Consider the following 26,211-nt stretch of genomic DNA (forward strand, 5'->3'; position numbering starts at 1 on the left):
GCATCCGACGGCCGCCCACGATCCGAAGGGCAAAGCCTTTCGCCCATCAGCCGTCGTTCCACTCATGGCGAAGGACGGCGTAGACAAGCTCACTCCGTCGCTCGCCTTCGATGAGCTTGTTCTCTCTCATAAGACCGTCCGGACTCATCCCCAACCGTTCGGCCACCCTGATGGAGCCACCATTGCGGGGATCGATATACGCGACGACACGATGGGCGTTAAGACCGGCGAACGCGAGAGTCAACGCTGCTCGGCCAGCTTCGGTCGCGTAACCGTGCCCGCAGTACTTTGGGTGAAAAACATACCCGATCTCCGCCGTTTGGTGCCGTTCACTTCGCCAGTGGAACATTACGTCCCCGATCAGTCCGGGCTGATCACGCAGCTGGACGCCCAGAAATATGCCATCGCCCTCCTTTTCGATAGTCGAGCGAGACCAGCGTCCGTGCTCCAGCCTGCTCGATACCCCAGCTTCGTTCATGGCAGGTGTCGGGAGGAACCGGTGAACTTCAGTAAGACCGTGGTACGAGAGAAGTGCCTGGACATCCGTCGGGTCGAGCGCCCGGAGGATGAGGCGTGCGGTGTAGATGGGTAGATCTGGGCGCAGAATCACTCTTCAAGTTTGGCAGACCGTCCGGACATGCCGCGCATGGTGCGTGTCAACGGGTGCAGCAGCTCGCGACATTGTTAGATCCACTGAGCAATCACACGGACCGACCAGGGGAAGACCGTGAGCACGCTGCGCCGCTTCGGGCTGCTGCCCTTGCCTGCTTTGCCCCACCGAACGTGGAGCACGCCGTGCGAGCCGAACTCTGGCGCGTGAGGACGTCGTCGGAACCTGGACCGCCAGCCGGCGGACTTACCCGAGCACCGACCGATATGGCACAGGTTCAGGTGCGCGCTGCCGAATTGGCCTCTAGAGGATCAGCGCGCCGCCTTCGGCGGCGCGGGGCCGGCCCCGCCGGCTCGCTCACTACACCTCCGGCCCGTTCGCGGCCGCCGGGTCCGCTACCCGGCCCACCCCTACTCTGCGCCGCAGCGCCCCCGTAGGGCCATCGCGGGCAGTTCAGCCGCGTGGTTCGAGCACACAGAACTCGTTGCCTTCCGGGTCGCGCATGACCACCCATGGCACCTGGCCTTGACCTATGTCTGCACGCTGCGCGCCGAGCTCAAGGAGACGGCCCACCTCGGCTTGTTGATCGGACGCGTGAAAGTCGAGGTGCAGGCGGTTCTTTCCTGCCTTCGCCGAGCCTGGAACGAACACCAGCGCCGGACGCGAGCCAGCCTCTCGGCGCGGCCTGATCTCCACGCCGAAGCTCTCGTCGGCAGCGACCTCCCACCTGAGAGCAGCTGCCCACCAGCGGCCAAGTGACGCGGGATCCTCAGCGTCGATGACCACGGCCTCCCACACGAGACTCATGGCGGAACTCTAGAGGGGCTGATCGGTCTGGATCCTTCGGTTCGCACGTCGCAGCGGCGGAAGGGAACACGGGCTCCGCCCGCACCCGGCACCGCTCGGAGATCGGGGGAGTGCGGCGGGGTGGTGATCTCCTCACCAGGACCCGGCGTGCGAGGGGCAAGAACGACCCGCGCGGACTATGCACAGACGCAAACAGCTGGAGCAGCGTTCCACCGCAGGTCAGGGCCGATATGACAGCGCTCTGTAAATCCGCCCTCGTCGGGCTCCGCTGGACAGGATCTATCGTCTGCGTATGAGCGACCGTGGGTTCCGCCTGATCTGTGAGATCGAGCCGCCGACTCGTCCGGATCTGAAACACGCCCGCCACCAGATTGGTGTGCTCACCCCGGTGGCGGACTCGTTCCTGATCCCCGACAACCACATCGGCCGCGCCACGGTCTCCAGCATCGCGGTGGCCAACGAGGTCCAGGCCATGGGTGGACGCAGTATCGCCTGCGTGAACTCGCGGGACCGGAATCTGCTCGGCTTCCGACGCGACCTGCTGACGGCCGCAGCCTATGGAGTCGACCAATTTCTCTTTGTCCACGGCGATAAGCCCTCGGCTGGCGACCGGACCAGCGAACTGACCGTTCGGACCATGATCGAGGAAGCACGCGCCGCCACCGATCAGCCGTCGTTCGCCGGTGTCGATCCCTTCCGGCTCGGCGTCACGGCAGGCCATCGCCGTCGGATGGCCTCATGGAAACAGTCGGCAGACTTCATCTTCGTCCAGGTCGGTTACTCCGTGGACGCGTTCCTGCGATGGCGCGAAGCCAACCCTACGGACAAGCCGGTGTACGCGGGGGTCATGGTCCTGGCGAGCCCGGCCATGGCTACGCGCCTGCGGGCGTCGATCCCCGACATCGAAATCCCCGACGAAATCGTGAACCGGGTGGCGAGCAGGCCGACGGCGGGCGTGGATGCAGCGTGCGAGCAGATCCTGGCACTGCGGGACACCGAGGCTTTCGCAGGTGTTCACCTCGTCCCGGTCAGCCGCTTCCGAGAGGTTGCGGCTCGGCTCGAACTCGCGCTGTAACTCCATCGCTCGACGCCGAATACGTGCCAAAGTCAGGCAGTGGTTCAGCCCGCACGCCGATAATCCGCAGGTCAAGGCGCTAGCAGCAACGGGAGCGCGGTCCCCTTAAAAGGGTTCCAGTGTGGGTTCGAGTCCCACCGGGGGCACCCTGCCACAACCAGCAGAATCGCCGTCTGACCAGGCGGTACGTCGATCAAGAAGGTCGGCGAACGGGAGTCAACGACCCCGTCGTTTCCCGCCGGTCTTGCGGGGCGAAGCAGAGGGCCAGTCGAGCGGCAGGGTGCGGGAGGCGTCCAGCTCACCGAAGAGGCGTCCGAGCCGTCGCAGCTCGGTGACAGCGATGATGCTGCGGTCGGGCAGAAACGGGCACGGCGAGTCGCGGACGCTCGACCACGCGCGCTCGATCTCGCGTGTCGCGGCGGTGTCACTCAGCTGCAGGCTGCGGTGCACCGCTCCGACCAGGACCTCGGCGAGAGCCAGCTCGTCGGCGTTGGCCCGGCGGATCGCCTGTGATCGGGCTGCGTCATTGTGCCGCCGCTTCCCGGAGATGAGCTGCAGGCTGTCGAACAGTGCCCCAGAGGCGATGCTGCCCCACAACCCCCGCCGCAGGCCGAGGTCGCGTTCGGCGACGAAGTGAGCGAGATCGTGCGGAACGGTGTTCGCGCGGTCGTACGAGGTCAGCAGGAGCCGGACCCCATCCGGGCGGTCGATCGTGGCCAGAGAACCCCCGCCTTTGCGCCTCGCGAACTCGATGTGCACGAGCCAATCCTCGCCGCCGTACCCTCCCGCCTGCATCCCGATAACGGGACTGACGACCTGCTACCTCCCGAAACGGCGCTTGCGGCCGGTGAAGTCGCGGACGGCCCGTAGGAAGTCGATGCGGCGGAAGCCGGGCCAGTAGGCGTCGCAGAAGTACAGCTCCGAATCAGCCGACTGCCACAGAAGGAAGCCGGACAGGCGCCGTTCCCCGCTGGTCCGGATGATCAGATCCAGGTCGGGCCTGCCGGCGGTGTGCAGGTGGGCGGCGATGGACTCGTCCGTTGGCACTGACTGCGCCAAATTCCTCGCATTGTCCAGGAAGGCCACCGAACCGGCACCCGCCGCGAGCTACTTGCCAACGATCGCAGCAGTGGCGCCTACGGGTGTTGAAGCGCTTCGGAGGCCAGGACGCCGCGGATCGCGTCGAGGACAGCATCGGAGCGTTCCCAGATGAGTCCGGAATGTCCAGCGTCGTCGATACGGCGCAGCTGAGCCCGAGGTATCGAGGCCACGAAATCATTGAAGCAGCGGTGCTTGGCTTGCGCTGACTGTCGAGCGGACGCCCTTGCCTCGGGGGGCAGCAGCTCGCCGGTGAACGCGTCGGATCCCATGGCCGAGAGCACAACAACCGGGATGTCAGGGTCGGGTCCCGAAGCGCGGACCTCGTCGAACAGCGCCAGCAGATCCATAGGCTCCCGCAATGAACGTGCATAAACCTCGCTGCTGAACGCCTGCGCCAACAGTGGGTTCCGAATCCGATCCGGCCAGCTCGCCAACGCTTTGCCGAACACCGCCTCATACGTTGAGCGCATCGCCTCGACCTGTTCGAATGGCAGCACGATGTCACTGGTCCAGGCCGTCATTCGTTGCGCAGCTTGCTCAGGTAGATAAGGCACGACATCTTCATGGGTCGGGTCAGCCAGCACCAGACCTGCGACGTCACCGGGGAACCGCTTGGCGAAATGCCGCGCATATAGTCCGCCCAGTGAATGGCCGACCAGCACACACGGGTCCGTCACACCTGCCGCGTTGAGCAGCTCGCGCAGATCGTCGGTCACCTGCGTGCTGCTGCGCGGAAGATCGACGGCGTCGCTCCAGCCTGTCCCGAGCCGGTCATAAATCACGCTGGTTGTGAACTCCGCAGCGAGCTGATGCACGTTCCAGTAGTAGAGGCCGAACATTCCACCACCGGCCAGCCACACAACAGGCACACCCTCTCCCTCGGACTTATGCAGCCACATCGCACCGTCCGAGACGTCCCAGCGAGACCCCAGCGGCGGGGCGACTGCGGCGCGTTCCTCGTTGGGGTTCTCCATGGTCAAACTCCCCTCATCGTCGCCATGGTGGACCTCGGCGGTCACCGCGAACTCGCCCGGGGTTCTGCTACAGCGCGGTGGATACCTGCGCTCACCGGCGCGGTTACCCGGCCACTTCCACGGAGTCGGGCCAGGGCTCCACGACCAGACCCGGCCACTCCTGCTGCCACCGCCGAGCCTTCGTCTCATAGACCGCCCGCGGTGCCAACAGCGGATTCGGACGTACCCGCATCGCGAACAGGTCCGCGTACCCGCGAGGCGCATAGTCGACCAGCTCACCTCCGGGCGTCCGAGACACGCCGAAGCAGCAGGTGGTCGACGCGAAGTGGTCGATGGCATCCGCTGAGCTGGTGAACCGCACTCCCGGGACACCGAAGCGCGACTCGTACCAGAGGTGCACGCGCGCTTCGTTGCGGACCTCCACCGTCACGCCGAGATCAGCGAACAGGGCGGCGGCCTTCCGGATCACCGCGTCCTCGGCCTCGTAGGACAGGTCCGAGGCGTCGTAGTAGAACAAGTCGTAGTCGGCGATCCCGGCGCCGGGGTCTCTGCCGTCGAGGACGTTCCACACGGTCTGGAACACCGCCCCGGCGGTCAGCCACCAGTCCAGGACACCGAGGGTCGGCCCGCGGTCGAGGATCGCCGCATTGATCGGGTTCCGCTGGACGAGGTCGAGGAAACGGGCACGCTGATCCACAGTCAGCAGTCTGGCGCAGCGGACCGACGAGCACCGCGGGCTCCGCCCGCACCCGTCGCCGCGTCGGAGACCAGGGGAGTGGGACGGGATGGTGACCTCCTCTCAGCACGCCGAGACGGCAGCTAGGCCGAGGGGTGGAGCGCGAGGTTGGACTGAGTACCTTGCCCCCACCCCTCGGCCCAGCAGGGATGAGCCTGCGCCGCGAGGAATCACCACCAGGACCCGGCGTGATGGGGCAAGAACGACCCGCGCGGACTATGCACGGACGCGGGCAGGTGCAGCATCGTTCCACCACCGGTCAGAGGCGATATGACAGCGCTCTGTAAATCGGCCGGCCACGGCGTGGCGGCATTGTCTTTTGTGATGCGCGGACGTGGCCTGGTTGCCTCAAAGCGTGCTGGCGTGCCCGGCCCTTCGGTTCGGGGGCGACCGTTGATCTCCTGAGGCGTTAGCGTCACGCCGTGACGGCACGACGGACCATCATCAGGGCGGCCACGCTCACGGACGAGCCAACGGTCTACTCGCTGGCCGCGGAGATGGCCACCTCCTTCGTCGTCGAGCGAGAGAGCTTCCGGCGCAGCCTCGGCGAGTTGCTGGCCGCCGACAACGCGCTGCTGCTCGTCGCGGAGACTGATGGCAAGGTCAGCGGCTACGTCCTCGGCTTCACTCACCCTGCCTTCTACGCCAACGGCAGGGTCGCGTGGGTCGAGGAGATAGCGGTCCACGCGGAGCAGCGGCGGCAGCGGGTCGGAGCGTTGCTCATGGAGGAGTTCGAGCGCCGAGCCGTCGACGCAGGCGCGAGGCTGGTTGCGCTCGCGACACGTCGAGCAGCCGACTTCTACCTGGCCATCGGCTACGAAGAGAGCGCGACCTACTTCCGGAAGCTTTTGTAGCTTTGTGGGTCCGGGGGTTACCCATTGACACCTTGTACGTCCGGGCCCTTGGCGCGCGGGGGGCCTGCCGCCGTTTGCGTCGCGACGTCACGCGTCCAGAACTCGACGACGTGCCCGTTGGGATCCGTGACGTAGGCCGACCGCTGTCCCGGCGCTGTTGGATCGTCGCCGAAGTAGACCTCGTCAACGTGCACTCCATGGGAACGGATCTGGGCGACAACCGCGTCGTAGTCGCCCTCCGCGACGGTCATCGCGAAGTGAACATGCGCGCCGCCCCGCGAGCCGGCGATGCCGATCTGGGGCTTCCACAGACCGATGCGGGTCTGGCTTCCCGACTGCAGCCAGACGGCTTCCCGCCCTCGGAACGCCTCTCCTTCCCAGCGTCCTATGACTGGCAAGCCGAGTACGCCGGTGTAGAACTGCTCAGACGCCGCAAGATCACGCACTTCGATCACGAGTTCGGTCACGCCCATCGTCGGGACTGGCATCTGCTTCTCCATCACGTCAGTCGGCCTGTTACCAGCACGATCGACCCTGAAGCCGAGTTGAGGTCAAGAGCAGGGCGTGATGTCGGCGCGCGCGTCGATGGATCGGCCGTGCCGAATGCGTGCCGAATCCGGGCATCGACCAACCGACGAACGCCGCGGCCGATGACTCCGGTCCGCCGTCGCGGTCATCCTTGTGTACGCGATGCACGAGGAGCGGATTCCGATGGCCTGGACCAGGCAGAGCGAGCTGGGAGATCTGGACGGCGTGCGGACACGGGGCGTGCCCCGCGTCCCGAAGGATGGGTTCTGAGCATGGCGGTGATCGAGGACGTTCGGCAGCTGGGCACCGAGTTGGAGCGCTCGTACCAGGTGTATGTACGCGGCAGGTTGAAGTTCCGCGTCAAGCAGATCGTCTACGTGGCGTTCTCCCTGGACGAGAGCGTGATGGGCTTCGCGTTCCCCAAGGAGGAGCGGGAGGCGCTCGTCGCGAGCGGGCCGCACAAGTTCCACATGCCGTCGGCGGCGGATATGCGCTTCAACTGGGTCCACGCCGACCTCGCAGCATTGGACTCGGCCGAAGCTCGCGAGCTCGTGGTCGACGCTTGGCGCATGGTCGTCCCCAAGAAGCTCTCCCACGCGTACGACCTCACCCATCCCGACGGCCCGGGCTGAACCCCGGACTCCGCCATCAGCGGTGCGATGCCAGCGCCGCCGGCCCGGCGCCGGCGGAGTTGAGCAGGAGGCTCAGATCGTGGTGGTCGCCTCGGCCCTGCCGTCCTTCACGGCGGCTTGGAGTGCGGCGTAGTCGCGTTCATTCTGGTCGGCGTAGGTTTCGGCGAAGTCGGCGATCGCGTTGTCGAACTTGGCGGAGCGGCCCAGGTAGGCGGCCAGGGCGAAGCGGTCGCCGGATCGGGCGTGCGCGCGGGCAAGGGTCCACCCGCACATATGGGCGTAGACCTTCATGCCAGATGGAATCATCGATTCGATCGGCACGGAGACTTTCCAGTCCTTCAGCTGGCGAACGTAATAGTCGCGATCTGTCCCGTCCGGGTCGACCACATGGGTCCAGCCGAGGAAAATGTCGCTCTCGGCCTGCATCAGTCGCTGCCCTGCGACCACCCGCTCGCCCTGGTTGCTGTACTGGCTGCGCCCGCAGTAGGCCGCCAGCACCGACGGCTGGGCCTCCTTGGCCTGCAAGAACAACGGTTCGGTGCCGTCTTCGGCATCCATGAGCAAGACCCAGGCGCGGGTGCCGACGCTGCCGACTCCGACCACCTTGCGGGCCACCTGCGCCAGCGTGAAGTACTCGAGCAGGTGCTTGCGGTCGGACTCCAGAGTGCGCCGATACTTGCCCAGCACCGAGCGTACGACCTCATAGATCTTGGCGACCTGAACATCGGCGAAGATCTCCTCGATCGGCTCGATCAGCGGAGGCATGCTGATGATCCGCCGCTGCCCGTCGACCACGGTCGTGAGTTTGCTCTGAGCCTGCATGCTGTCGCGGGTATGTGCCTTGGTCAGCGTCTTCTCTGTGCGCTTGACCTGTTTCCGCTTCAGCTTCGACCTCACCTCGTCGAAGGTGGCTTCTGCATCCAGGTGCGCGTACCACACGTCCAGGAAGGGCTGCTCAGCGAACGCCCGCATCGCAGTCCGGTATGCCTCGACCGCCGAGAGGACAATCGTGCGGCGGTCCTTCCTGCTGAACTCGTTGTCGCGGCCCGCCACGGCCAGGCTTGCCGCCAGCCGTTTGACGTCCCACTCGAACGGACCGGGCAACGTCTCGTCGAAGTCATTGACATCGAAGACGAGCCGCCGCTCCGGCGACGCGAATCCTCCGAAATTGGACATGTGCGCGTCACCGCACAACTGCACTCGAAGCCCTGATGTCGGTGTTCCCGCCAGATCGACCGCCATCGGAAGTGCCGCTCCACGGAAGTACGCGAACGGCGACACCAGCATCCGCCCGTGGCGGACCGGTACCAACTCCGGTACCCGGCTTTTTGCCTGCTCCAGCAGGAGGCCAACCGGATCCCGTGATCCATCCGGAGTGAACTCCGCGTGCGCCTCCAGCGGGGCCGAGGCCCGAGCATCCTTTCCCCGGGCCGCCCGATCCGCGCGAGTCAACTGCTTCGCGTTCCGAGCCTGCGCCTGGCCCTTGCGGGACGCTCGAACGTCACCTGCACTCGTTACGACCATGGCCACCTCTTTCCGTCGCTCGTTCTGATGGGAGGAGGGGTGACCCGGCACGGCATCGGAAACCCCTACCTGCGATCGGCTCAGGGGCGCGGCTCGGGGCCGATGCGCCAGCTCACGCCGAGCGTGCCCTGCGCTGCCCCCACCCCGCTTCGGCCGCCGCCGCGGCCCCGCAGGATGTAGGCGAAACCTACGGCGACTACCGCGCCCGCCACTGGCCCGGCCACATACGCCCACCACGACGTCCAGTCGCCGAGCACCAGGGCGGGACCGATCGAGCGCGCAGGGTTCATCGACGCACCGCTGACCGGCGCTCCCCACAGCCCGGCCAGCGCTATGTAGCTGCCCACGCCGATGGCGGCCAGCGGCCCGATCTGCTGGGCCCCCGACGCGGTGCCCAGGATCACGCTCACCAGGCCGGTGGTCAGGACAAGTTCCCACAGCATTGCGGTGGTCGTCGAAATTCCGGCACCGGGCAGGGTCAGGCCCGCGTCGCCTTGCTTGCCGATCAGCGCCCACAGCAGCATCGTCGCGAGTATGGCGCCGATGAACTGGGCCACGATGTACGCGGGCACGCGCTTCCACGGGAAGTCGCCGCGCAGCGCGAAGGCAACGCTCACTGCTGGGTTGAGGTGCGCGCCGGAAACCGTGCCCATGAACAGGATGACGGCCGCCACCATCAGCGCCGGTGCCACCACGAGCGCACCGAACGGAACCGCATCGCCACCGAAACGGGCGTTGACCATTCCGCCGCCGACGGCGACGAGGACCAAGAAGAAAGTGCCCAGCAGCTCGGAGAACAGGCGCCGTCCCTCGTAGCTGTCGTTCCAGAAGTCGAACTGGCTGGCCACGGAGTTCGGCTGCCCGAACGATCGCAGGGCGACGTCGACGTGGCCGAGATCCTTCTGGTCGGGCGCAGATTGCCGGGCTAGCTCGTCTGGTTGGCTGGTCATCTCATATCCCTTGCCTGCTTCGCTTGATGTGGACACCTGAAGGCGTGCCCGTGCTGGTGTGCAGGTAGTGCTTGGAGCAAAATCACCGAACTGCCTAGGAGTACTGCATTATGGTCCCCCGAGACGGAGCGGGCTACGCTCGGATAGTCACTGGATACAAATTCAGCTGTTGGTTCGCGGCTGACGCCGTATAGCAGCGCTCGTCGTCGACACCGTCCGCAGTGGATAACTCACGAAGGGTCTCTTGATAATCAAGAAGCATGGTGCGGACCGGCCTCCGGCGGCGGCTCGGGCGGGCTACCCGGCCCGGATTGTCGAGTAGCTGCGCGTGACAGCGGTGGGCCGGAACCCGAATCGTGCGTAGAGGCGCTTCGGGGTGTCGTCCACCTCGGCACCGATCAGGATCGGCCCTGAGCCCCGTTCGCGAGCGGTTCCGATCACAAAGCGCAGCATCTCGGTCGCGATGCCCTCGCCACGCGCCTCGGGGTGCACGAAGACGTCCTCGATCATGGCTGCGCCATCAGAGCGAGTCCACACTCCGATGCACCCGACCGGCCGGGAATCCCGATGCGCGACGAAGTAGGTGGCCGGTACGAGACTCCGTCGGAGGAGTACCGCCGCGTGGGTCTCCGAGACGGGTCGTTCCGCGCGCCGGGCTCGGCGGTCTTCCTCGATGTGGTCGATCCTGAACAGTTCCTCGATGGCCCGCCAATCCTCGTCGTCTCGGGTGGGTTCCAACATCAAGGCCGCTCGGCCGACGGTGACCGACGCCGGGAGCACGAGCTGAAGTTGTGTGTCGAGCGACCAGTCGTTGAGCACGAGTAGTGCTTCGACGGTCGGTGGAGTCCGCGGCGAGATCAGGACCCGTCGGCATGGTGCGCCCGTGATCGCTTCGACGTCTGCCAGGAGCGAGACGAGCTGATCGTCGGAGCCGACTCTGAGCGAGGTGAGGAAGTTCCCGAGCGGATGGCCCGGAGCGGCCGGTGACCTCACCAGCCGACCTCGCCCGAGATCGACACTCTCGCCGCCCAGCGACCAGAACTGCTCGACGAGATCGGCCGCCTCATCGGCCGTCAGCTCCATCACCGGCATCCCCCAGTTTCGATCTCCGTTCCGTCGTACCACGCAAAATGGCTCGCTCCGCCCGTGCGGGACCGGGGTTGCCGGTTCTCACGCCGAACGGTCGTGGCCTCGTAGACGTAGGTACGCGGTCGGCCCCTGCACGAAGCCCCAACGTCCGTAGAAGGGCGCCACGTCGGCATCAGCCGCCAACGCAACGTGCGCAGCGCCTGATGCACTTGCCCACCCGCTCAACTCGTCCATGATCCGCGCGCCGAGTCCTCGCCCCTGCGCTGCCGGCTCAACGACGACGTCGACCAGGAAGTAGTACAGGCCGTCGCCCACAGCCCGCCCCATCCCGACGGCGCGGCCTGCCTCGTCATAGGCGGTGACGCCGAAAGCCGATGCCTCCAACGCCTGCGCGCATCGTTCGAGATCGGGGCTCGGCCAGCCCACCGATGCGCGCAGGCGGACGTAGTCATCAGGCAGGGGCGGATGAGCGACCGTCGTGAACACCTGCCCATGATCGAACCAAGCCGGCTCCGCCATCGCCGGGCGTCGCTTCGAAGACCGGACCGTTTCTGTCGGTGGTCGCTTGCACACTGGTCGCGCCGGTGATCATTGGAATGGCAGGGGCGGGAGACGTAGTGCGCAAGGGGCTTCTGGACGTCCGCCCGCTGCAGACGTCGCCGGCGTTTCGGCGGCTCTGGATCGGGACGTCGGCCATCCGGTTCAGCGGGCAGATGGCTGTGGTTGCGGTGCTCTACCAGGTGTGGGAGCTGACCCGCAGTCCGCTGTGGACCGGCGCGATCGGCGTTGCGACGGCGGTCCCGACGATCGTGCTGGGCCTCCTCGGAGGGACGATCGCCGACACGTTCGATCGCCGCCGCATCGTGCTGCTGACCAGCCTCGGCGCGGTCGTTTCGGCGGGGTTGTTAGCAGTGCAGGCGGTGGCCGGGATCGGGTCGGCGGCGCTGGTCCTCGTCCTGGTCGCGGTGCAGACGTCGTGCACCGCGCTCGGCACGGCGTCGCGGCGGGCGTTCCTACCCCGGCTGCTGCCGCCGTCCCAGGTCGCCGCGGGGGTGGCTCTCGACCACGTCGCGTTCCAGGTGGCGATGCTGGCCGGCCCGGCGGTGGCCGGGGTGGTGCTTGCCCGGTGGGGCCTGAGCTGGGCCTACACCATCGACGCCATCGCAATCCTGTTCTCGCTCTACGGGGTGGCCCGGCTGCCGTCGATGCGCCCCGAGGGCGGCGCGGCGCGGGCAGGGCTGCGTGCGGCCGGCGAGGGGCTCGCGTTCCTGTGGCGGCGCCCGGCGCTGCGCGGGGTGCTGGCGAGCGACCTGGCCGCCACCGTCCTTGCGATCCCGATCGCGCTGTTCCCGGTGATCAACCAGGAGCGTTTCGGCGGCGATCCACACACGCTCGGGCTGTTCCTCAGCGCACTCGCGGTCGGAGGGACGGCGTCCGGGCTGCTGTCCGGTGCGGTCACCAGCGCTGCGCGGCCTGGTGCGGTGATGTTGGGCTCTGTCGGAGTCTGGGGGCTGGCGCTGGCCGGGTTCGGCCTGGTCGACGCCCTCGCCGCCACGCTGACGTGCCTGGCCGTCGCGGGCGCTGCCGACACCGTGTCGGTGATCTCCCGGGGCACTCTCGTGCAGCTCGAGACGCCCGATGGCTTCCGCGGCCGGATCAGCTCGGTTGAGTACGCGGTGGGTGCAGGCGGGCCGGGACTCGGGGATGCGCGGGCCGGGCTCGTCGCCGGCTTGGTGTCGGCCTCGGCATCGGCGGTCAGCGGCGGACTGGCGTGCGTGCTGGCGGTGGCAGTGATCGCTGGGACGCACCCTGCGCTACGACGGTGGCGGCAACCGGTCCCGGTCGGCGACGAAGCATGAGATCCAGGGTCACGTTCGACGATCACTACGGTCGTCGCGTGATGGAACTGGTCGAGCCGACGACGCATCTGTACAACGCATGGCGGGCAGCTCGCGACGACTGGGGCCCCGGAACCCACGAAGACGGATTCGGCTTGCTCGCTTCGGACACAGTCGAGACGCCGGACGGGTTCGAGAGCTGGGTGCGGCGCCTGCAGGGGAGGCGGGACTCGACGTACCGGTGGATCGTCGAGGGTGACGACCTCCTCGGCGCCATCGCGCTGCGGCACCGGCTGGATGATGGCGGGCTCGACGTGGGGCAGGTCGGCTACGGCATCCGTCCATCGGCCAGGGGGCGTGGGCTGGCGACCTGGGCGCTGGGACAGATACTGGCGACGGCCCGGGCGATCGGGCTCGACCGGGTCCTGATCGTCTGCGCCGACGGCAACACCGCGTCGGCACGGGTCATCGAGCGCCACGGTGGAGTTCTGGAGGGCATACGCAACACCGAGTTGGGGCCTGCCCGGCGGTACTGGGTCGCGCTCGGTCCACCGACGGTGCCGCCACAACGCCGCTGACGCAGGCGGCGAAGAGCCCGCAGAGGGATCCGACCGTCTGCCCGCGATTTGCTGAACCTGGAAAGTTTCGTGCCAGTTCGGGCGGCTGCGGGAAAGCTGCTTCTACCAGCGCAACAGGAGGAGCACCCGTGTCCACGTCCGCCACTGACGAACCCACCCGCTTCTGGGACGAGCACTACCAGGGAAACGTGCCGACCGTCGAACCCGGGGTGAACGCCCGGCTGGCGGAGATCGCCGCTGACCTGCCCCCGGGCGAGGCGCTCGACCTGGGCTGCGGTCCCGGCGGTGACACGCTGTGGCTCGCTCGCCGGGGTTGGCGGGTAACGGCAGTCGACATCTCTGCCGTCGCGATCGACCGGCTGGCCGATCGTGCGCATTCGCTCGGGCTCGCCGAGCGAATCACCGCGGAGCGGCACGACCTGGCGGAGAGCTTTCCCTCCGGCCGGTTCGACCTCGTGTCGGCGCACTACCTGCACACCTCGTTCGAACTGCCCCGCACGCGCGTCCTGCGGACCGCCGCACATGCGCTGTCCCCGGACGGGCGGCTGCTGGTCGTCGACCACGGCTCGATCGCACCTTGGTCGTGGAACCAGGACCCGGACACCCACTTCCCGTCCCCGCTGGAGATCGCGGAGGCCCTCGACCTCGACCCCGGACAGTGGACCGTCGAGCGCGCGGACGCGCCCCGCCGGATGGCCACCGGACCCGGGGGACAAACCGCTGAGGTCGTCGACCACGTCCTTCTGATCCGCCGAACCGGCTGAGCCTGCCTGACCGAACCGGAGGCCCGCCTCCACGAGGCATCGACAGCAGTACTGTCGCGATCGTGGTTGCGGCGAGTGCTCACTGGATCGCCGCGGCGCGGGCGCGGGAGTCCCGGCGCGAGGATGCGCTGTTCGTCGACCCCTTCGCGGCGGACCTCGCCGGTGACCTCGGGTTCACCATGATGGCCCGCAGTGAGGATGCGACCGGGCAGGAGAACTCCTACATCCCGGTACGAGTCCGTTTTTTCGACGACGCCGTCCTGGCTGCGACGTCGGGGCGCCTCGACCAAGTGGTGGTGCTCGGAGCGGGGCTGGACACGCGTCCGTTCCGGCTCGACGTTCCGCACCGTCTTCGCTGGTTCGAGGTCGACCGTGCCGAGGTCCTTGCCCGAAAGCAGCAGATTCTCGGTGAGACGCCCAGCAGATGTGATCGTCGTGTCGTCGCCGCGGACCTTCGCGATGACTGGACCGCGCCGCTGAAAGCTGCCGGCCGCGCGACGCGCGCCTCCCGTCGCCGGCATCTATTTCATTCGCGCACGGGCTCCGGGATTCACGGCACAGTGAGGCCCGCTGTCGCCGGTACGCGGAGGAGAACAGATGTCATCGCTGGACGGATCACGTGCAGTCGCGGGCGCGCCTGGCCCGACGCCTGAGCAGGACGCCGAAGACCTGGGGCTGGTCCTCCGTGAAGCGCGGGAAACGCAGGGCGTCAGCGCTGCGGAGCTGGCGCGACGCACCGACGTCGCAGCAAACGACATCCTCGATTTCGAGGCCGGGCGCGTGATCCCGGCCAAGCCGCCGTTCGCGATCTACATGAGGGCACTCGGCTTCAGCGCCTAGTGAATGGAGCTTGACCTTCGAGTCGAGTGGAAGGCTTACCGTCGACAGGTGGGCACTTACCGGATATCCCAGCTCGCCGAATGCGCTGGTGTCCCGGCGACGACGCTGAGGTTCTACGAGAAGGAAGGACTGCTGCCCGCAGCACGGACTGCTTCCGGCTACCGGCAGTACACCGACTCCGACCGGGAACGGGTGCAGTTCATCACCGCCGCCAAGCACCTGGGCCTGCCGCTCGACCAGATCCGCGAGCTGCTGACCGTGTGGGACGGAGGCAGATGCCGCAGCGTCCGTGACGAGCTGCAGCTGTTGATCACTGCGCAGTCGGCCGCGGCCGGCGAGAGGATCGACGACCTGCGCGCCTTCCGTGGTCGACTCGCCGCCGCGTTGACGCACCTGCGCGAGCTTCCGGCCAACGACGGACCGTGCGATCCGGCGTGTTCGCTCCCGACCGACGTCCCTCTACTGCGCCGCCGAGCGATGGTCGCCATTCCGGCCACGGCCGAGCAGCACGAGCGCCCTCCGATTGCCTGCTCCCTGGACGGGAGTGCGTACGGCGATCGGATCGAGGAATGGCGTCGGCTGCTCGACGGCGCTGAGGTCGAGCGGCTGCCCGACGGAGGGCGCGCGGCGCGTTTGCCGGCGGAGCGAGCCGCGGCACTCGCGCAGCTCATCGTGGCTGAGCAGCAATGCTGCCCGTTCTTCTCCTTCCGGCTCACATTCGCCGGCGCGCACATCGAACTGGTTGCCCACGCTCCCGGGGGCGCCGAACCGCTGGTCGCCGGGCTCTTCGACCAGGACCCGTCGGCAGCGGGGGAGACCTGCCCCTCCTGACGACCGCGCACACCTCCGAGCCTCCGTGCACACGTCATGACGTGTGCACGGAGGCCATCAGGTGTGCACGGTCGACCAGCCGACGGAGGATCAGCACTTCCCTGTGATCAGCGCGGCGGCTCGTTCGGCGATGGCGAGCACGGTGGCGCAGGTGTTGGTCGAGACGATCGACGGCATCACCGACGCGTCGGCGATTCGCAGGCCCTCGACGCCGTGCACCCGCAGCTCCGGGCCAACGACCGCCCCGCTGTCGTTGCCGATGCGGCAGGTCCCGACCGCGTGGAAGAGGGTGCCTGTGTTCTGGCGCACCGCATCGCGCAGCGCCGCGTCGTCCTGCGCCGCAGTGCCGGGCATCAGCTCGTGGTCACGCCACGCCGAGAGCGCCTTCGCCTCTCCCACCTCCCGGGCCCGCTGCAGCCCGACCACCATGCGTTCGACGTCCCGCTCGTCGGCGAGGTAGTTCGGGTCGATCAGCGGCGATCCCTCGGGGTTCGCGGGGTTCAACCGGAGCGAACCACGGCTGACCGGGGTCATCAGCGCGCTCACCACCGTGAACCCATCGCCCTGTCCCGGCATCCCCCGGGATCCTGCCGGGAAGCTCATGAAGATCATCTGCAGGTCCACGGGTCCCGCAGGATCGCTGCGGAACCGCACCTGCGGACGGCGCGCGAACTGCGCCGCGTGGAGGGGCCCCGGCGCGCGGTAGGCCACCCCGCACTGCGGATGCTCGTGCAGGTTCTCTCCCACCCCCGGCCGGTCCGCGACGACCGTGATCCCGGCGTCGCGCAGTTGCGCCGCGGGCCCGATCCCGGAGAGCAGCAGGAGCTGTGGCGATGCGATCGTGCCCGCCGCGAGGACGACCTCGCGCTCCGCCGTGGCCGAACGCGACTCACCGTCCACTATGTACTCGACGCCCTGGCACCGGTCGCCGTGCAACACCAGCCGCCGCACGTCCGCGCCCGTGACCACGTCCAGGTTCGATCGGTCCAGCGCCGGGGTCAGGTAGGCATCGGCGGCGCTCTGCCGCATGCCGTTCACCACGGTGTACTCGCTCCAGCCGACTCCAGCGCCCGAACCGGAGTTGAGGTCCTCGGAGACGGGATGTCCCGCCTCCACCGCAGCCTCGAACATCGCATCCCACAACGGCTCCTCGGCCTCGCCCAGGGCAACCGTCATCGGCCCGTCCACTCCGCGGTCACGGGGATCGCCGACCTCGACGGCGTGCTCGGCCCGCTTGAGGAACGGCAGCATCGACGCGTAGTCCCAGCCGGTGGCACCGGCCGTCGCCCAGGCGTCGTAGCTGTCGCGGTGGCCCCGCGTGTGCATCGACGCGTTGATCGCGCTGGAGCCACCGAGCACCTTGCCCCGCGGCCACGGCAGCACGACACCACCGAGGCGCGGCTGCGGCACGGTCTCGTACGCCCAGTCGACCTCCGTGCCCTTCAGCGTCGACCACATCGCCGGATCAGCCATCGCCGGTGGCCCGGTACGAGCACCTGCCTCGAGTAGGAGCACCCGCGCGGCGCGGTCCTCGGACAACCGCGACGCGAGCACGCACCCTGCCGTACCGCCGCCCACGATGATGTAGTCGAACGCCACCCGACCTCCCCCGGCCGAACCCCCGAACGAGATCCACCGTGCCACCGGGCCGATCGGATTCGGACCGCTCGGTGAACCCGGTCACCTGCGGATTCGTCCGCCGTCAGCTCAACTCGACGGCACGTCCGGACCTCTCGTCAGCCATCGGTCAAACCACTCGCGCGAACGCCGGAGTATGTCGAGCTGGTGGTTGCGCTCACGGATCGAGTGGTTCTCCCTCGGGTAGACGACGTACTCGTGCTCGACGCCGAACCGGCGAAGCGCGCGGTGGAAGAACTCCGCCTGTGCGATCGGGACATTCGTGTCGTTCTTGCCATGCATGATCAAGACCGGTGTGCGGATCTTCGAGGCGAACGAGATCGGGCTCAGCCGGTCGTGATGGTGGGGGCCGGTTCCCTCCCAGCCGGTGCTGCCGCCGAGCGCGGCCTCGAACCGCCCCCACTCGCCGGTCGCGGCGAGCATTCCCCAGTCGCTGATACCCGCTCCCATGAACGCGGCCTTGAACCGATCGGTCTGCCCGACCGCCCACGCGGCCATGAAACCGCCGTGGCTCCAGCCCCCGATGCCCAGCCGGTCCGGGTCGGCGACGCCGTCGGCGACCAACATGTCGATCCCCGTGAGAACGTCGGTCCACTCGTCGACGCCGACCGCGCCCGCAACGCATGCGGCGAACTGATGACCATGTCCGTGGCCGCCGCGCGGGTTCGGCAGGAACACCGCGTACCCCGCCGTCGCCAGCCACTGCCCTGAGGGATCCCAGGCGAGCTGGAGCTGGTCCGCGTGCCGGTCGTAAGGGCCGCCGTGGATCAGCGTGACGAGGGGAAATGGGCCGTCCTGCCGAGACTTTCCCGAGGGGAGGATCAGGAGGCCGTCGAGCACCAGTCCGTCGAATGCCGCGTAGGACAGCCGCTCCTGAACGCCCCACCGGACATCCCGAAGTTCGGGTCTCGTATCGCTGATCCGCACCAGCGGTCCCAGCGACGACCCGGCATGCACGTCCCGGGGCTCGTACGCCGTGCTCACCACGGCGGCGACGACATCGCCGCGCCCACTGGCGGTCAGGAACCTCGCGAAACCCTGGACGCGGGATATCTCCACGAACTGCGGATCGGCCGGGTCGAGCCGGTGAATCGCGGTGTCCAGTCCGTCGGCGAACAGGGCGAGCGGCGCTCCGGAGTCGATCTGGACGAGCTGCGACGGGCAGATGCTCATTCCGCCGGTCAGGTTGCGGTGCTCGCTTGCCTTCCCGCTGGTGGGCACGGCGACGTCGAACACCGCGGCACCACCGACCAGACCGGGTGGGGTCTTCGCCAGGTACGCCAGGTGCCAGCCTGCATCGGCGCGCCACCAGACAAGAGACGATGCCTCCACCTGCGCAGGTCCGAGGTCCCGGGCCGCCCCACCGTCGACAGCGAGCAGGTGGAGTCCAGTCTCCAGCAGGCCAGGGTCCAGATCAGGCGTGGACCAGGTGAGCACGGCCAGCGGCCCACCATCGGGTCGTTGCACCACCTCGACGACGTGCCGGTCGCCGAGCGCCTCCGGAGTTCTGATCTCACGGGTCCGCAGGTCGAGCAACCGCAGCCGGGAGAAGCGCACGCGTTCACCCCATACCTCGGCGTCGTCGCGTTGCTCGGCCCGCCGCTCGTCCTCATCGGTCGGTTCGTCGCGTGCGATGACGGCGATCACGTCGGGCTCGGCCAGCGGGCGGTGATCGTGGATTCCGCTCTTCCAGGCCGTGAGGGCTTCGGCATCACCACCGGCAGGCCGGATTCGCTGCAGTTGTGCCGTGCCGCGTTCCGACCGGTCCGACAGGAAGAAGATCCACTGTGAATCCGGTGCCCATCGCGGCGAGGAGACCTGCACGGCGCCCCCGGCGAGCTGCCGCGCGGGCTCGCTCCCATCGGCCGGTGCGATCCACAATGAGCTGACCGGCAGCTCGTCCGCCTGCCCGACAGGGGTGACAATGAACGCGACCCATCGGCCGTTCGGGGACAGCACCGGTGTGGACGGCGTGCTGCCATCGACCACCAACTCGTCACTCAGTTCCGCTCGGGGCGGTGTGGCGAACATCAACTGATCCTTTCAGGCACGCAGGAGCAGGATCGCCACTCAGTAGGTCGTCCGCTACGTCGGCGACCAAGGGCAGCCATGCGGGAGGAGCCCGTCGATCGTGACGAGAATCGACCGTCGCACCGCTCTCAAAGCCGGTGGGGTGCTGGCTCTCGCCGCCCTCGCGAGCTGCGTCGACAACGAATCCGCGACGGCCGTACCGCCCAGCCCTGTCGCAGCCGGACCGAGTCCCGCTTCGGCCCGTCCGACCCTCTCCGCCGCGGCCGCGCCCGACTGGAACGGGTTGCGGAGCGGTCTCGACGGCACGCTCTTCCTGCGCGGTGAGAGCGGATATCCCGCCGCCCACCAGCTGTTCAACCCGAAGTTCGACTCGATCCAGCCGGCCGCCGTCGTCCGGGCCGCAACCATCGACGATGTGCGCGAGTCGATCCTGTTCGCCCGGCAGAACGGACTGGTCTGCGTCCCCAAGGGCGGTGGGCACTCCTACGTCGGCGCCTCCACAGTGGCGGACGGGCTGGTCGTCGACGTCGGACCGATGAGCAGCGTCGGCTACTCCGACGACGTGGTGACCGTCGGCGCCGGGGCGAAGCTGTACGACGTCCACGCGCAGCTGGACAAGCACGGCAGATCCCTCCCGACCGGGACGTGTCCCACCGTCGGCGTCGCCGGGCTGGCCCTCGGCGGCGGGATGGGAGTGCACACCCGCACCTACGGTCTGACGAGCGATCGGATCCTGTCGATGGAGGTGGTCACCGCCGATGGGGTCGTCCACACCGCAGACCCCACGCAGGACGCGGATCTCTACTGGGCGTTGCGCGGGGGAGGCGGCGGCAACCTCGGCATCGTCACGTCGTTCCGGCTGGCCACGATCCCCGCGAGCAAGCTCGGATTCTTCACGTTGACCTGGCCGGAGGAGGCCGCGGCAGCGGCGCTGCGGGGCTGGCAGCGGTTCGCCCACGAGGCTCCGGCGACGGCCTGGGCGAACTTCCACATCGACGCCCAGAGCAGCGGAACGTTGTCGATCCATGCTGTCGGTGTCTCCACCACGGGTTCGGCTGCGGCCGCGGCCGGGCAACTGGAGTCGTTTGTCGGGTCGAAGGCGACCAGCCGCTCGATCACCGTCAAGACCCACATGCAGGCGGTCACGTACCTGGGCGGCGGGACCACCAGCGCGCGAACCGGATTCCTCGCCGGCTCCGACGTCCTGCGGGGTCCCATGGACGCGGCGACGGTCACCCGGCTGCTCGCCGCGGTGAAGGCTGCCGCGCGGGCGAAGGTGCCCGCGTCCGCGATCCTGGACCCGCTGGGCGGTCAGGCGGCGAAACAGCCGCAAGGGGGTGCCGCTTGGCCGTGGCGCTCCGCGCTCGGCGTGATCCAGTGGTACTCCGGCCTGGCGGCGCACCCGTCTGCCGCGGCCCTCCGGGCGGCGCAGAACTTCCTGACCTCCGGGCATCGCGCCGTGGCCGGTGCCTCGGCCGGCGGCTACGTCAACTACATCGAGGCCGGCCGCTCCGCGAGCTCCTACTACGGGTCCAGCCTGGCCAGATTGCGCGCGGTGAAGGCGGAGTACGACCCGACCGACTTCTTCAAGGCCTCGCACGCCGCTTTCGGGTAGTCACGAACCCGCCACTCGAAGCCTGCGCGCGATTGCCCGGCGGGCTCTGTCGATGCCCACATCGTTCTGGTGCAGTACGAAAAGGTCGTTCGCCAGGTGCAGGAGCGCGTTCAGCTCGAACGCCAGTTGAGGAGCGTCTTCGTCGCGGCTGATCGAGCCGTCTTCCTGCGCTCGCTCGACGAACTCGGTCACGGTGTCGTTCCACGCGGACTGGGAGCGCACGAGCGCATCTCTGACCGGGCCGGGATGCGTGTCGAACTCGGCGCCGGCGGAGGCGAAGAAACAGCCTCCAGGAAAGATTTTCTGGCCGACATAGGACAGGAACTGCTCGCACAGGGCGGTCAACTGGCCCAGTGCGTCCGGGTGTTTCCGGGCCGGCAGTACGACGTGGGTGGCGAAAACCTCTTCGGCTGCAGCGATGATGGCCAGCTGCAGTTCTTCCTTGGACGAGAAATGTGCGTACAGGCCGCTCTTGCTCATCCCGATGTGCGCTGCCAGTCCGCCGATCGACAGGCCGTCGAGGCCCTCGATCGTGGCCAGCCCCATCGCGGCCCCCAGGATCGCCTGGCGGCTGCGTTCGCCGTCCGATCGCGTGCGCCGCACCGGCCCCGCAGCCGGAATTGGATCAAAGGCCTGCACGTTGACACCATAACACGACCGGTCGTACTTTCTACCTAGAGCGACCGATCGGTCGTGCTGCTATCGGTGAGGAAGACGATGACGCGTTCGAACAGTCCTGCGCTCGTTCTCGTCCACGGCGCATGGCACGGCCCGGACATCTGGACGACGCTGATCGGCGAGTTGCCGGATATCGATGTCCACAATGTCCGGCTGTCGTCGAGTGGAAACGTCGTGTCGCAACTCGGCGATCTGTACGCCGATGCCCGAACCGTGCGATCAGCGGTGGAGCGCGTCGATGGTCCGGTGATAGTGGCAGGCGCTTCCTATGGCGGCGCCGTCATCACGGAGGCGCTGGCCGGCGTCGACGCCGTCAGGCGACTGATCTATATCAACGCGTTCCAGTTGGAGATCGGGCAATCGATCCTCGGTGCGTGCAACGGAGTTCCGCAGGAATGGTGGCGGGTGCACGACACGGAAGGCTATGTCGACGTGGTGCGTGGCAAGGAGATCTTCTACAACGACGTCGACGCCGAGAGCGCGGAGCGGGCGAACGGCGCCCTGCTCCTCCAGTCGTATGCGTCGTTGGTGCAACCGATCACGCAGGCCGCCTGGCACACGATCCCGAGCAGCTACGTCATCGGCGAGCGGGACGCGGCCATTCCCGTCGGCTCTCAGGAGTTCATGGCCGGGCGTGCCCATCGCGCATGGCGGCTCGACGCCGGCCATTCACCGTTCTTGTCCCGGCCGGCCGAGATGGCGGCGATCCTGCGCGAGGAGATGGCGAACGCTCTGGCCTGACGGCTGCCGCGCGCCGAGTCCTACCGCTGCGTGATCGCCTCTGCCGCGGTACGGCGAAGGTGGCAGCTCACGTCTCCGACCAGGTCAATGTGCACGCGCCGCTCCACGAAGCGCCATCTCCCGTCGCGACGCTCGAAGCGGTCGTGGTAGCGGCCGCTGACGATGGCTTGCATGGGCAGGTCGGGCAGCGCCTGCAGCGCGGTGACGTACGACCGGGCGCCTGCCGTGCCCGCCTCCTCGTCGACCTCCACGATGATGTTCGTGACGAGATGCTTGGTGCGAGGAGTGCTGTCCTCGTAGAGGATCACCGAATCTCTGAGCATCGCCTCGATGGCGTCCCGGCCGGTGACCGGCACGTTCCGCCCGATGAAGGTGGCATCGGCGAACAGGTCGCCGACACCCGCGAAGTCGCCGTCGTCGACGAGTTCTGCGTAGGTGGCGATGAGGTTTTCGATGGCCCGGTGGCTCGAAGCCGAATCGGCCGGTGTGCCGGATGAGGGCATGGTCACCGTGCCGACACTAGGTGGGCGACGCCGTGGTTCGAACCCGATTGGTCGGGGTATGGGCCGCTGTTTAGGCTGACGCAGCAAGCACGACATGACCGCCGAAGGAGGTGGGACCCATCACCGCTCGTCCAGGCTGGGCACTCCCCGCCTCGCGCCCCTGCGGCTGACCTGTCCGAGGTCGCCGAGGGGGGCGCCGCGGGTATCGCGAAAGGCTCCCATGTCGATCTCACCCCCTTCTCTCCCCGAACCTGCGTCCGACATCGTCACCCGGCTCCGCGCTGCCGGGTGTGTGTTCGCCGAGGACGAGGCGCGCTTGCTCCTCGCCGCGGCCCGCACCCCGTCCGACCTCGCAGTCATGCTGGACCGGCGTATCGCGGGCCTGCCGCTCGAGCAGGTGCTCGGCTGGGCGGAGTTCTGCGGTCTGCGGGTGGCCGTGGATCCCGGGGTCTTCGTCCCCCGCCGCCGCACGGAGTTCCTCGTCCACGAGGCGGTCGCTCTCCTGAGGCCCGGGGCCGTGGTCGTCGACCTGTGCTGCGGCACCGGTGCGGTGGGCGCCGCGATAGCTGCGGCACCGATCCCCGTCGAGGTGCACGCTGCCGACGTCGACCCGGCGGCCGTGCGGTGCGCGCGCCGCAACCTCGGCCCCGTCGGCGGTCTGGTCTACGAGGGCGATCTCGACGAGCCGCTGCCCGTGGTGCTGCGCGGGCGCGTCGACGTCCTGGTGGCCAACGCGCCCTACGTGCCCACCGACGCGATCGGCTTGATGCCGCCGGAGGCCCGTCTCCACGAGCCGAGGGTGGCGCTCGACGGCGGGCCGGACGGCCTCGACGTGCAGCGCCGGGTGGTCGCCGTGGCTCCGCGGTGGCTGGCGCCGGGCGGCCACCTGCTGATCGAGACGAGCGAGCAGCAGGCGCCGCACACCGCCGACGCGTTCGTCCGGCACGGGCTCCGAGCGCGGGTGGCCTCCTCGGACGAGCTGAGCGCCACCGTGGTGATCGGGACGCTGCCCGACTGACGGCGCTGGTCAGAGCCCGGCGGCGAGCTCCCGCAGGCGCTGGTGCATCCCGCCGTAGGCCCGCATCGAGGGCAGCAGATCCTTGGCGACCTTGACCACGGCCGAGAAGTTCGGGTCGACCATGTTCGCGATCGGCGACTCGCTGATCTGCGTCAGCAGCTGGTAGGCGTCCATCTTGCTCATCCCGAGCAGGCCGCCCAACCAGCCGATCATGTCGACCTGGGCGGCGCGCCAGGCGTCGTCCAGCGGCCGTCCCGAGCCGACCGTCATGAGGTGACGGTCGTCCTCGATGCGTGGCCAGGCCGGGGCTCCGCCCTTCATCAGGTCGACGATCATAGTGACGTTCATCGCCGTCTCCACGGCGACCCCGCAGCTCTCGCCCTCACCCTGCCGGGCGTGCCCGTCGCCGATCGAGAACAGCGCCCCCTCGACGTTCACGCCGAGATAGCAGGTGGCTCCGGCCCGCATCTCGGGGGTGTCCATGTTGCCGCCGAAGGTGTCAGGCACGGCCGTGGAGCGCACCTCGCCCCGTTCCGGCGCCACGCCGACGGTGCCCAGCATCGGTTCCAGCGGGAGCGGGATCCGGTGGTCGGACTCGTTGGCGTTGAAGGTGACGGTGCGGGCGGTGGAGTCGATCTCGTACACCCACGTCAGCTCAGGGAGCGGATCCTGCAGCGTGGCGGTGCGAGTGGTGCCGGTCAGGCCTCCGAACAGGGGGAGGGTGGTCGACACGCCCCAGTCCCTGGCGGGTTCGATCGACACGAAGTGCAGCGCGAGGGTGTCGCCGGGCTCAGCGCCCTCGACGAAGAACGGGCCGGTCTGCGGGTTGGTGTAGCGGGTGTCCAGGAGCGCGCTCGCCCGGTCCTTCGTGTCGCGCAGCCGGCCGGCGAAGGCGTCATCGGACCACAGCTGCAGCACCGACCCGGGCCGGACCCGCCGGATCGGGGCCGTTCCGCCGAAGCTCCAGCCGTACTGCTCGGGGGTCGGTGTGAACTCGATGACGTCCATGGTCCTCCGTGCTGTTCGTGACGTGAGCCGACTAGCGGTCGAGGCGCTTGTAGTTCGGCGCGAAGGCCAGCAGCTCCTCCACCGACTGCGCGCAATTCAGCAGACGGGCATCGGAGCCCCGTCGGCCGACGAGCTGAACCCCCAGCGGCAGACCGTGCTCTCCCAGCGCCGCGGGCAGGCAGATCGCCGGCGTGCCGGCGAGGCTCCACCTGGTGCAGTAGCGCGGGTCGCCGTTGTCGCCCGCGGACGGGGCGGTGCCGGAAGCAGGAACGGTGAGCAGGAAGTCCACGGTGGACAGTGCCTCGTCCATCTCGGTGACGAGCTCGGCGCGCCGCTCCTGCGCCTGCTGATACGCGTCGGCACTGATCGTGGCGGCATGGTCGAGCATCTCGCGGACCTTCTCGCCGACGAGGTCGACTCGTTCGATCCCGAGTTGCCCGATTGCGGCCGCGCCCTCGAACTCCGAGATCGTGCGGTGCAGCGACAACCCTTCGTCGCCGCAGAGCGGGGTGGTCGACTCGGTGACGCGAGCGCCGGCGTCCGCCAGCTGCCGAGCCGTCCCCTCCAGCACCGCGCGCATCTCGGTACTGGTCGCGGACCAGTCCTGCGTGTGGACCACGCCGATCCGCAGCTCCGACGGTTCCGGGGCCGTGGCCGTCGCGAACCCCAGGTCGCCCCCGGACATGACGTCCGCTGCGGTGCCCGCCAGCCCGACCGTGCGGGCGAAGACCCCCACCGTGTCGATACTGGGGGCGTAGAGCCACAGCCCGTCGGTGGGGATCGCGCCGTAGGTGGGCTTGAACCCGACCACGCCGCAGTACGCGGCGGGGCGGACGACCGAACCGTTGGTCTGCGTACCGATCGCCAGGGGCACGAGTCCTGCTCCGACCGCTGCGGCCGACCCGCTGGAGGAACCGCCCGGGCTGAAATCGGTGTTCCACGGGTTGCGCGTGGCGTTCGCGCCGAAGTACGCGAACTCGCTGGTCACGGTCTTGCCGACCACCACAGCACGCCAGTTCTGCAGTGCCGTGACCGCTGCGGCGGTGCTCGTGGCCTGCCGGGCGGGCACGGCGGTCGTCCCGAGCCCGGTCGGGAGGCCCGCCACGTCGAACAGGTCCTTGACGCCCAGCACGATGGCGTCCGGCCGCTCGTCCGACGGGCCCGCGGACGTGCCGACACACGTGAAGGCGCGCAGCGTCCGGTCCAGGTCGCGCACCCGCTCGAGCTGATCGCTCACCGTCATCTCTC

28 protein-coding genes, 1 tRNA gene and 1 pseudogene are annotated in these 26,211 nt (G+C 68.4%); 13 read left to right on the plus strand and 17 right to left on the minus strand.

Annotated features, from left to right (window positions below; translation table 11 throughout):
• Positions 1 to 46: 46 nt before the first annotated feature.
• Together ACQPZQ_RS04445 and ACQPZQ_RS04450 are read right to left on the minus strand one after the other, a co-directional pair.
• A complete protein-coding gene (locus tag ACQPZQ_RS04445) occupies positions 47 to 610 on the minus strand; it encodes a GNAT family N-acetyltransferase (protein WP_433292305.1) in 564 nt (187 codons plus the stop codon).
• A 453-nt stretch (positions 611 to 1,063) separates the two neighbouring features.
• The gene (locus ACQPZQ_RS04450; protein WP_433292307.1) at positions 1,064 to 1,417 is read right to left on the minus strand and encodes a VOC family protein; all 354 of its coding nucleotides are present in this window, start codon (positions 1,415 to 1,417) and stop codon (positions 1,064 to 1,066) included.
• A 292-nt stretch (positions 1,418 to 1,709) separates the two neighbouring features.
• Here ACQPZQ_RS04450 and ACQPZQ_RS04455 point away from each other — a divergent pair, with 292 nt between their 5' ends.
• Positions 1,710 to 2,492, plus strand: coding sequence for a methylenetetrahydrofolate reductase (locus ACQPZQ_RS04455; RefSeq protein WP_433292309.1), 783 nt, complete (start codon positions 1,710 to 1,712; stop codon positions 2,490 to 2,492).
• 81 nt (positions 2,493 to 2,573) lie between these two features.
• Positions 2,574 to 2,635, plus strand: a tRNA-Leu gene (locus ACQPZQ_RS04460).
• 73 nt (positions 2,636 to 2,708) lie between these two features.
• On the opposite strand, the gene ACQPZQ_RS04465 is transcribed toward ACQPZQ_RS04460, so the two are convergent.
• From ACQPZQ_RS04465 to ACQPZQ_RS04480, 4 genes and pseudogenes are all read right to left on the minus strand, one after another.
• A complete protein-coding gene (locus tag ACQPZQ_RS04465) occupies positions 2,709 to 3,287 on the minus strand; it encodes a hypothetical protein (protein WP_433292311.1) in 579 nt (192 codons plus the stop codon).
• Positions 3,288 to 3,311: 24 nt separating this feature from the next.
• Positions 3,312 to 3,539: pseudogene (locus ACQPZQ_RS04470) on the minus strand (undecaprenyl diphosphate synthase family protein); the annotation flags it as partial.
• 89 nt (positions 3,540 to 3,628) lie between these two features.
• Positions 3,629 to 4,567: an alpha/beta fold hydrolase gene (locus ACQPZQ_RS04475; protein WP_433292313.1), complete on the minus strand. Its 939-nt coding sequence runs from the start codon at positions 4,565 to 4,567 to the stop codon at positions 3,629 to 3,631.
• 103 nt (positions 4,568 to 4,670) lie between these two features.
• Positions 4,671 to 5,264: a nucleotidyltransferase family protein gene (locus ACQPZQ_RS04480; RefSeq protein WP_433292315.1), complete on the minus strand. Its 594-nt coding sequence runs from the start codon at positions 5,262 to 5,264 to the stop codon at positions 4,671 to 4,673.
• A gap of 461 nt (positions 5,265 to 5,725) precedes the next feature.
• Between ACQPZQ_RS04480 and ACQPZQ_RS04485 the strand changes: the two genes are divergently transcribed.
• A complete protein-coding gene (locus ACQPZQ_RS04485; protein WP_433292317.1) occupies positions 5,726 to 6,157 on the plus strand; it encodes a GNAT family N-acetyltransferase in 432 nt (143 codons plus the stop codon).
• Positions 6,158 to 6,174: 17 nt separating this feature from the next.
• Here the strand turns inward: ACQPZQ_RS04485 and ACQPZQ_RS04490 are convergent, their stop codons facing one another.
• Entirely contained in the window at positions 6,175 to 6,645 is a 471-nt protein-coding gene (locus ACQPZQ_RS04490) for a VOC family protein (protein ID WP_433292319.1), read from the minus strand.
• A 312-nt stretch (positions 6,646 to 6,957) separates the two neighbouring features.
• Between ACQPZQ_RS04490 and ACQPZQ_RS04495 the strand changes: the two genes are divergently transcribed.
• Positions 6,958 to 7,317, plus strand: a complete 360-nt coding sequence (locus ACQPZQ_RS04495; RefSeq protein WP_433292321.1) for an MmcQ/YjbR family DNA-binding protein — start codon at positions 6,958 to 6,960, stop codon at positions 7,315 to 7,317.
• A gap of 72 nt (positions 7,318 to 7,389) precedes the next feature.
• Here the strand turns inward: ACQPZQ_RS04495 and ACQPZQ_RS04500 are convergent, their stop codons facing one another.
• From ACQPZQ_RS04500 to ACQPZQ_RS04515, 4 genes are all read right to left on the minus strand, one after another.
• Entirely contained in the window at positions 7,390 to 8,841 is a 1,452-nt protein-coding gene (locus ACQPZQ_RS04500; RefSeq protein ID WP_433299008.1) for a DUF2252 domain-containing protein, read from the minus strand.
• Positions 8,842 to 8,921: 80 nt separating this feature from the next.
• Positions 8,922 to 9,791: an MIP/aquaporin family protein gene (locus tag ACQPZQ_RS04505; RefSeq protein WP_433292323.1), complete on the minus strand. Its 870-nt coding sequence runs from the start codon at positions 9,789 to 9,791 to the stop codon at positions 8,922 to 8,924.
• A 297-nt stretch (positions 9,792 to 10,088) separates the two neighbouring features.
• Positions 10,089 to 10,874 (minus strand): GNAT family N-acetyltransferase, encoded by a 786-nt coding sequence (locus ACQPZQ_RS04510; RefSeq protein WP_433292325.1) that lies wholly within the window; start codon positions 10,872 to 10,874, stop codon positions 10,089 to 10,091.
• 87 nt (positions 10,875 to 10,961) lie between these two features.
• A complete protein-coding gene (locus ACQPZQ_RS04515; RefSeq protein WP_433292327.1) occupies positions 10,962 to 11,366 on the minus strand; it encodes a GNAT family N-acetyltransferase in 405 nt (134 codons plus the stop codon).
• Positions 11,367 to 11,497: 131 nt separating this feature from the next.
• On the opposite strand from ACQPZQ_RS04515, the gene ACQPZQ_RS04520 reads away from it, so the two are divergent.
• From ACQPZQ_RS04520 to ACQPZQ_RS04545, 6 genes are all read left to right on the plus strand, one after another.
• On the plus strand, positions 11,498 to 12,739 hold the full coding sequence (locus tag ACQPZQ_RS04520) for an MFS transporter (RefSeq protein WP_433292329.1): 1,242 nt from the start codon (positions 11,498 to 11,500) through the stop codon (positions 12,737 to 12,739).
• A gap of 41 nt (positions 12,740 to 12,780) precedes the next feature.
• Positions 12,781 to 13,296: a GNAT family N-acetyltransferase gene (locus tag ACQPZQ_RS04525; RefSeq protein ID WP_433299010.1), complete on the plus strand. Its 516-nt coding sequence runs from the start codon at positions 12,781 to 12,783 to the stop codon at positions 13,294 to 13,296.
• Between the two features lie 128 nt (positions 13,297 to 13,424).
• Positions 13,425 to 14,060 carry an SAM-dependent methyltransferase gene (locus ACQPZQ_RS04530; RefSeq protein ID WP_433292331.1) on the plus strand — a complete coding sequence of 212 codons (636 nt, stop codon included), beginning with the start codon at positions 13,425 to 13,427 and terminating at the stop codon, positions 14,058 to 14,060.
• Positions 14,061 to 14,122: 62 nt separating this feature from the next.
• A complete protein-coding gene (locus tag ACQPZQ_RS04535) occupies positions 14,123 to 14,713 on the plus strand; it encodes a class I SAM-dependent methyltransferase (RefSeq protein WP_433292333.1) in 591 nt (196 codons plus the stop codon).
• A complete protein-coding gene (locus ACQPZQ_RS04540) occupies positions 14,658 to 14,900 on the plus strand; it encodes a helix-turn-helix domain-containing protein (RefSeq protein WP_433292335.1) in 243 nt (80 codons plus the stop codon). Before ACQPZQ_RS04535 ends, ACQPZQ_RS04540 begins: the two co-directional genes overlap by 56 nt.
• 48 nt (positions 14,901 to 14,948) lie before the next feature.
• Entirely contained in the window at positions 14,949 to 15,731 is a 783-nt protein-coding gene (locus ACQPZQ_RS04545) for a MerR family transcriptional regulator (protein WP_433292337.1), read from the plus strand.
• 90 nt (positions 15,732 to 15,821) lie between these two features.
• On the opposite strand, the gene ACQPZQ_RS04550 is transcribed toward ACQPZQ_RS04545, so the two are convergent.
• Together ACQPZQ_RS04550 and ACQPZQ_RS04555 are read right to left on the minus strand one after the other, a co-directional pair.
• Entirely contained in the window at positions 15,822 to 17,330 is a 1,509-nt protein-coding gene (locus tag ACQPZQ_RS04550) for a GMC family oxidoreductase (RefSeq protein ID WP_433292339.1), read from the minus strand.
• A 108-nt stretch (positions 17,331 to 17,438) separates the two neighbouring features.
• On the minus strand, positions 17,439 to 19,400 hold the full coding sequence (locus tag ACQPZQ_RS04555) for a S9 family peptidase (RefSeq protein ID WP_433292341.1): 1,962 nt from the start codon (positions 19,398 to 19,400) through the stop codon (positions 17,439 to 17,441).
• Between the two features lie 100 nt (positions 19,401 to 19,500).
• Between ACQPZQ_RS04555 and ACQPZQ_RS04560 the strand changes: the two genes are divergently transcribed.
• Entirely contained in the window at positions 19,501 to 21,015 is a 1,515-nt protein-coding gene (locus ACQPZQ_RS04560) for an FAD-binding protein (RefSeq protein ID WP_433292343.1), read from the plus strand.
• Here ACQPZQ_RS04560 and ACQPZQ_RS04565 read toward each other — a convergent pair whose 3' ends face one another.
• On the minus strand, positions 21,016 to 21,654 hold the full coding sequence (locus ACQPZQ_RS04565; RefSeq protein WP_433292345.1) for a TetR/AcrR family transcriptional regulator: 639 nt from the start codon (positions 21,652 to 21,654) through the stop codon (positions 21,016 to 21,018).
• Between the two features lie 78 nt (positions 21,655 to 21,732).
• Here ACQPZQ_RS04565 and ACQPZQ_RS04570 point away from each other — a divergent pair, with 78 nt between their 5' ends.
• Positions 21,733 to 22,434 carry an alpha/beta hydrolase gene (locus ACQPZQ_RS04570; RefSeq protein WP_433292347.1) on the plus strand — a complete coding sequence of 234 codons (702 nt, stop codon included), beginning with the start codon at positions 21,733 to 21,735 and terminating at the stop codon, positions 22,432 to 22,434.
• Positions 22,435 to 22,454: 20 nt separating this feature from the next.
• Here ACQPZQ_RS04570 and ACQPZQ_RS04575 read toward each other — a convergent pair whose 3' ends face one another.
• Positions 22,455 to 22,937 carry a nuclear transport factor 2 family protein gene (locus tag ACQPZQ_RS04575; protein WP_433299012.1) on the minus strand — a complete coding sequence of 161 codons (483 nt, stop codon included), beginning with the start codon at positions 22,935 to 22,937 and terminating at the stop codon, positions 22,455 to 22,457.
• Positions 22,938 to 23,157: 220 nt separating this feature from the next.
• Here ACQPZQ_RS04575 and ACQPZQ_RS04580 point away from each other — a divergent pair, with 220 nt between their 5' ends.
• Complete coding sequence (locus tag ACQPZQ_RS04580; RefSeq protein WP_433292349.1) at positions 23,158 to 23,955, plus strand: putative protein N(5)-glutamine methyltransferase; 798 nt, start codon at positions 23,158 to 23,160, stop codon at positions 23,953 to 23,955.
• A 9-nt stretch (positions 23,956 to 23,964) separates the two neighbouring features.
• On the opposite strand, the gene ACQPZQ_RS04585 is transcribed toward ACQPZQ_RS04580, so the two are convergent.
• Both ACQPZQ_RS04585 and ACQPZQ_RS04590 read right to left on the minus strand, forming a co-directional pair.
• Complete coding sequence (locus ACQPZQ_RS04585; RefSeq protein WP_433292351.1) at positions 23,965 to 24,963, minus strand: acetamidase/formamidase family protein; 999 nt, start codon at positions 24,961 to 24,963, stop codon at positions 23,965 to 23,967.
• A gap of 31 nt (positions 24,964 to 24,994) precedes the next feature.
• Positions 24,995 to 26,200, minus strand: coding sequence for an amidase (locus ACQPZQ_RS04590; RefSeq protein WP_433292353.1), 1,206 nt, complete (start codon positions 26,198 to 26,200; stop codon positions 24,995 to 24,997).
• Positions 26,201 to 26,211 lie beyond the last annotated feature (11 nt).

Origin of the sequence: Pseudonocardia sp. CA-142604 (assembly GCF_050948475.1) — a bacterium.
GTDB classification, from domain to species: Bacteria; Actinomycetota; Actinomycetes; order Mycobacteriales; family Pseudonocardiaceae; genus Pseudonocardia; species Pseudonocardia alaniniphila.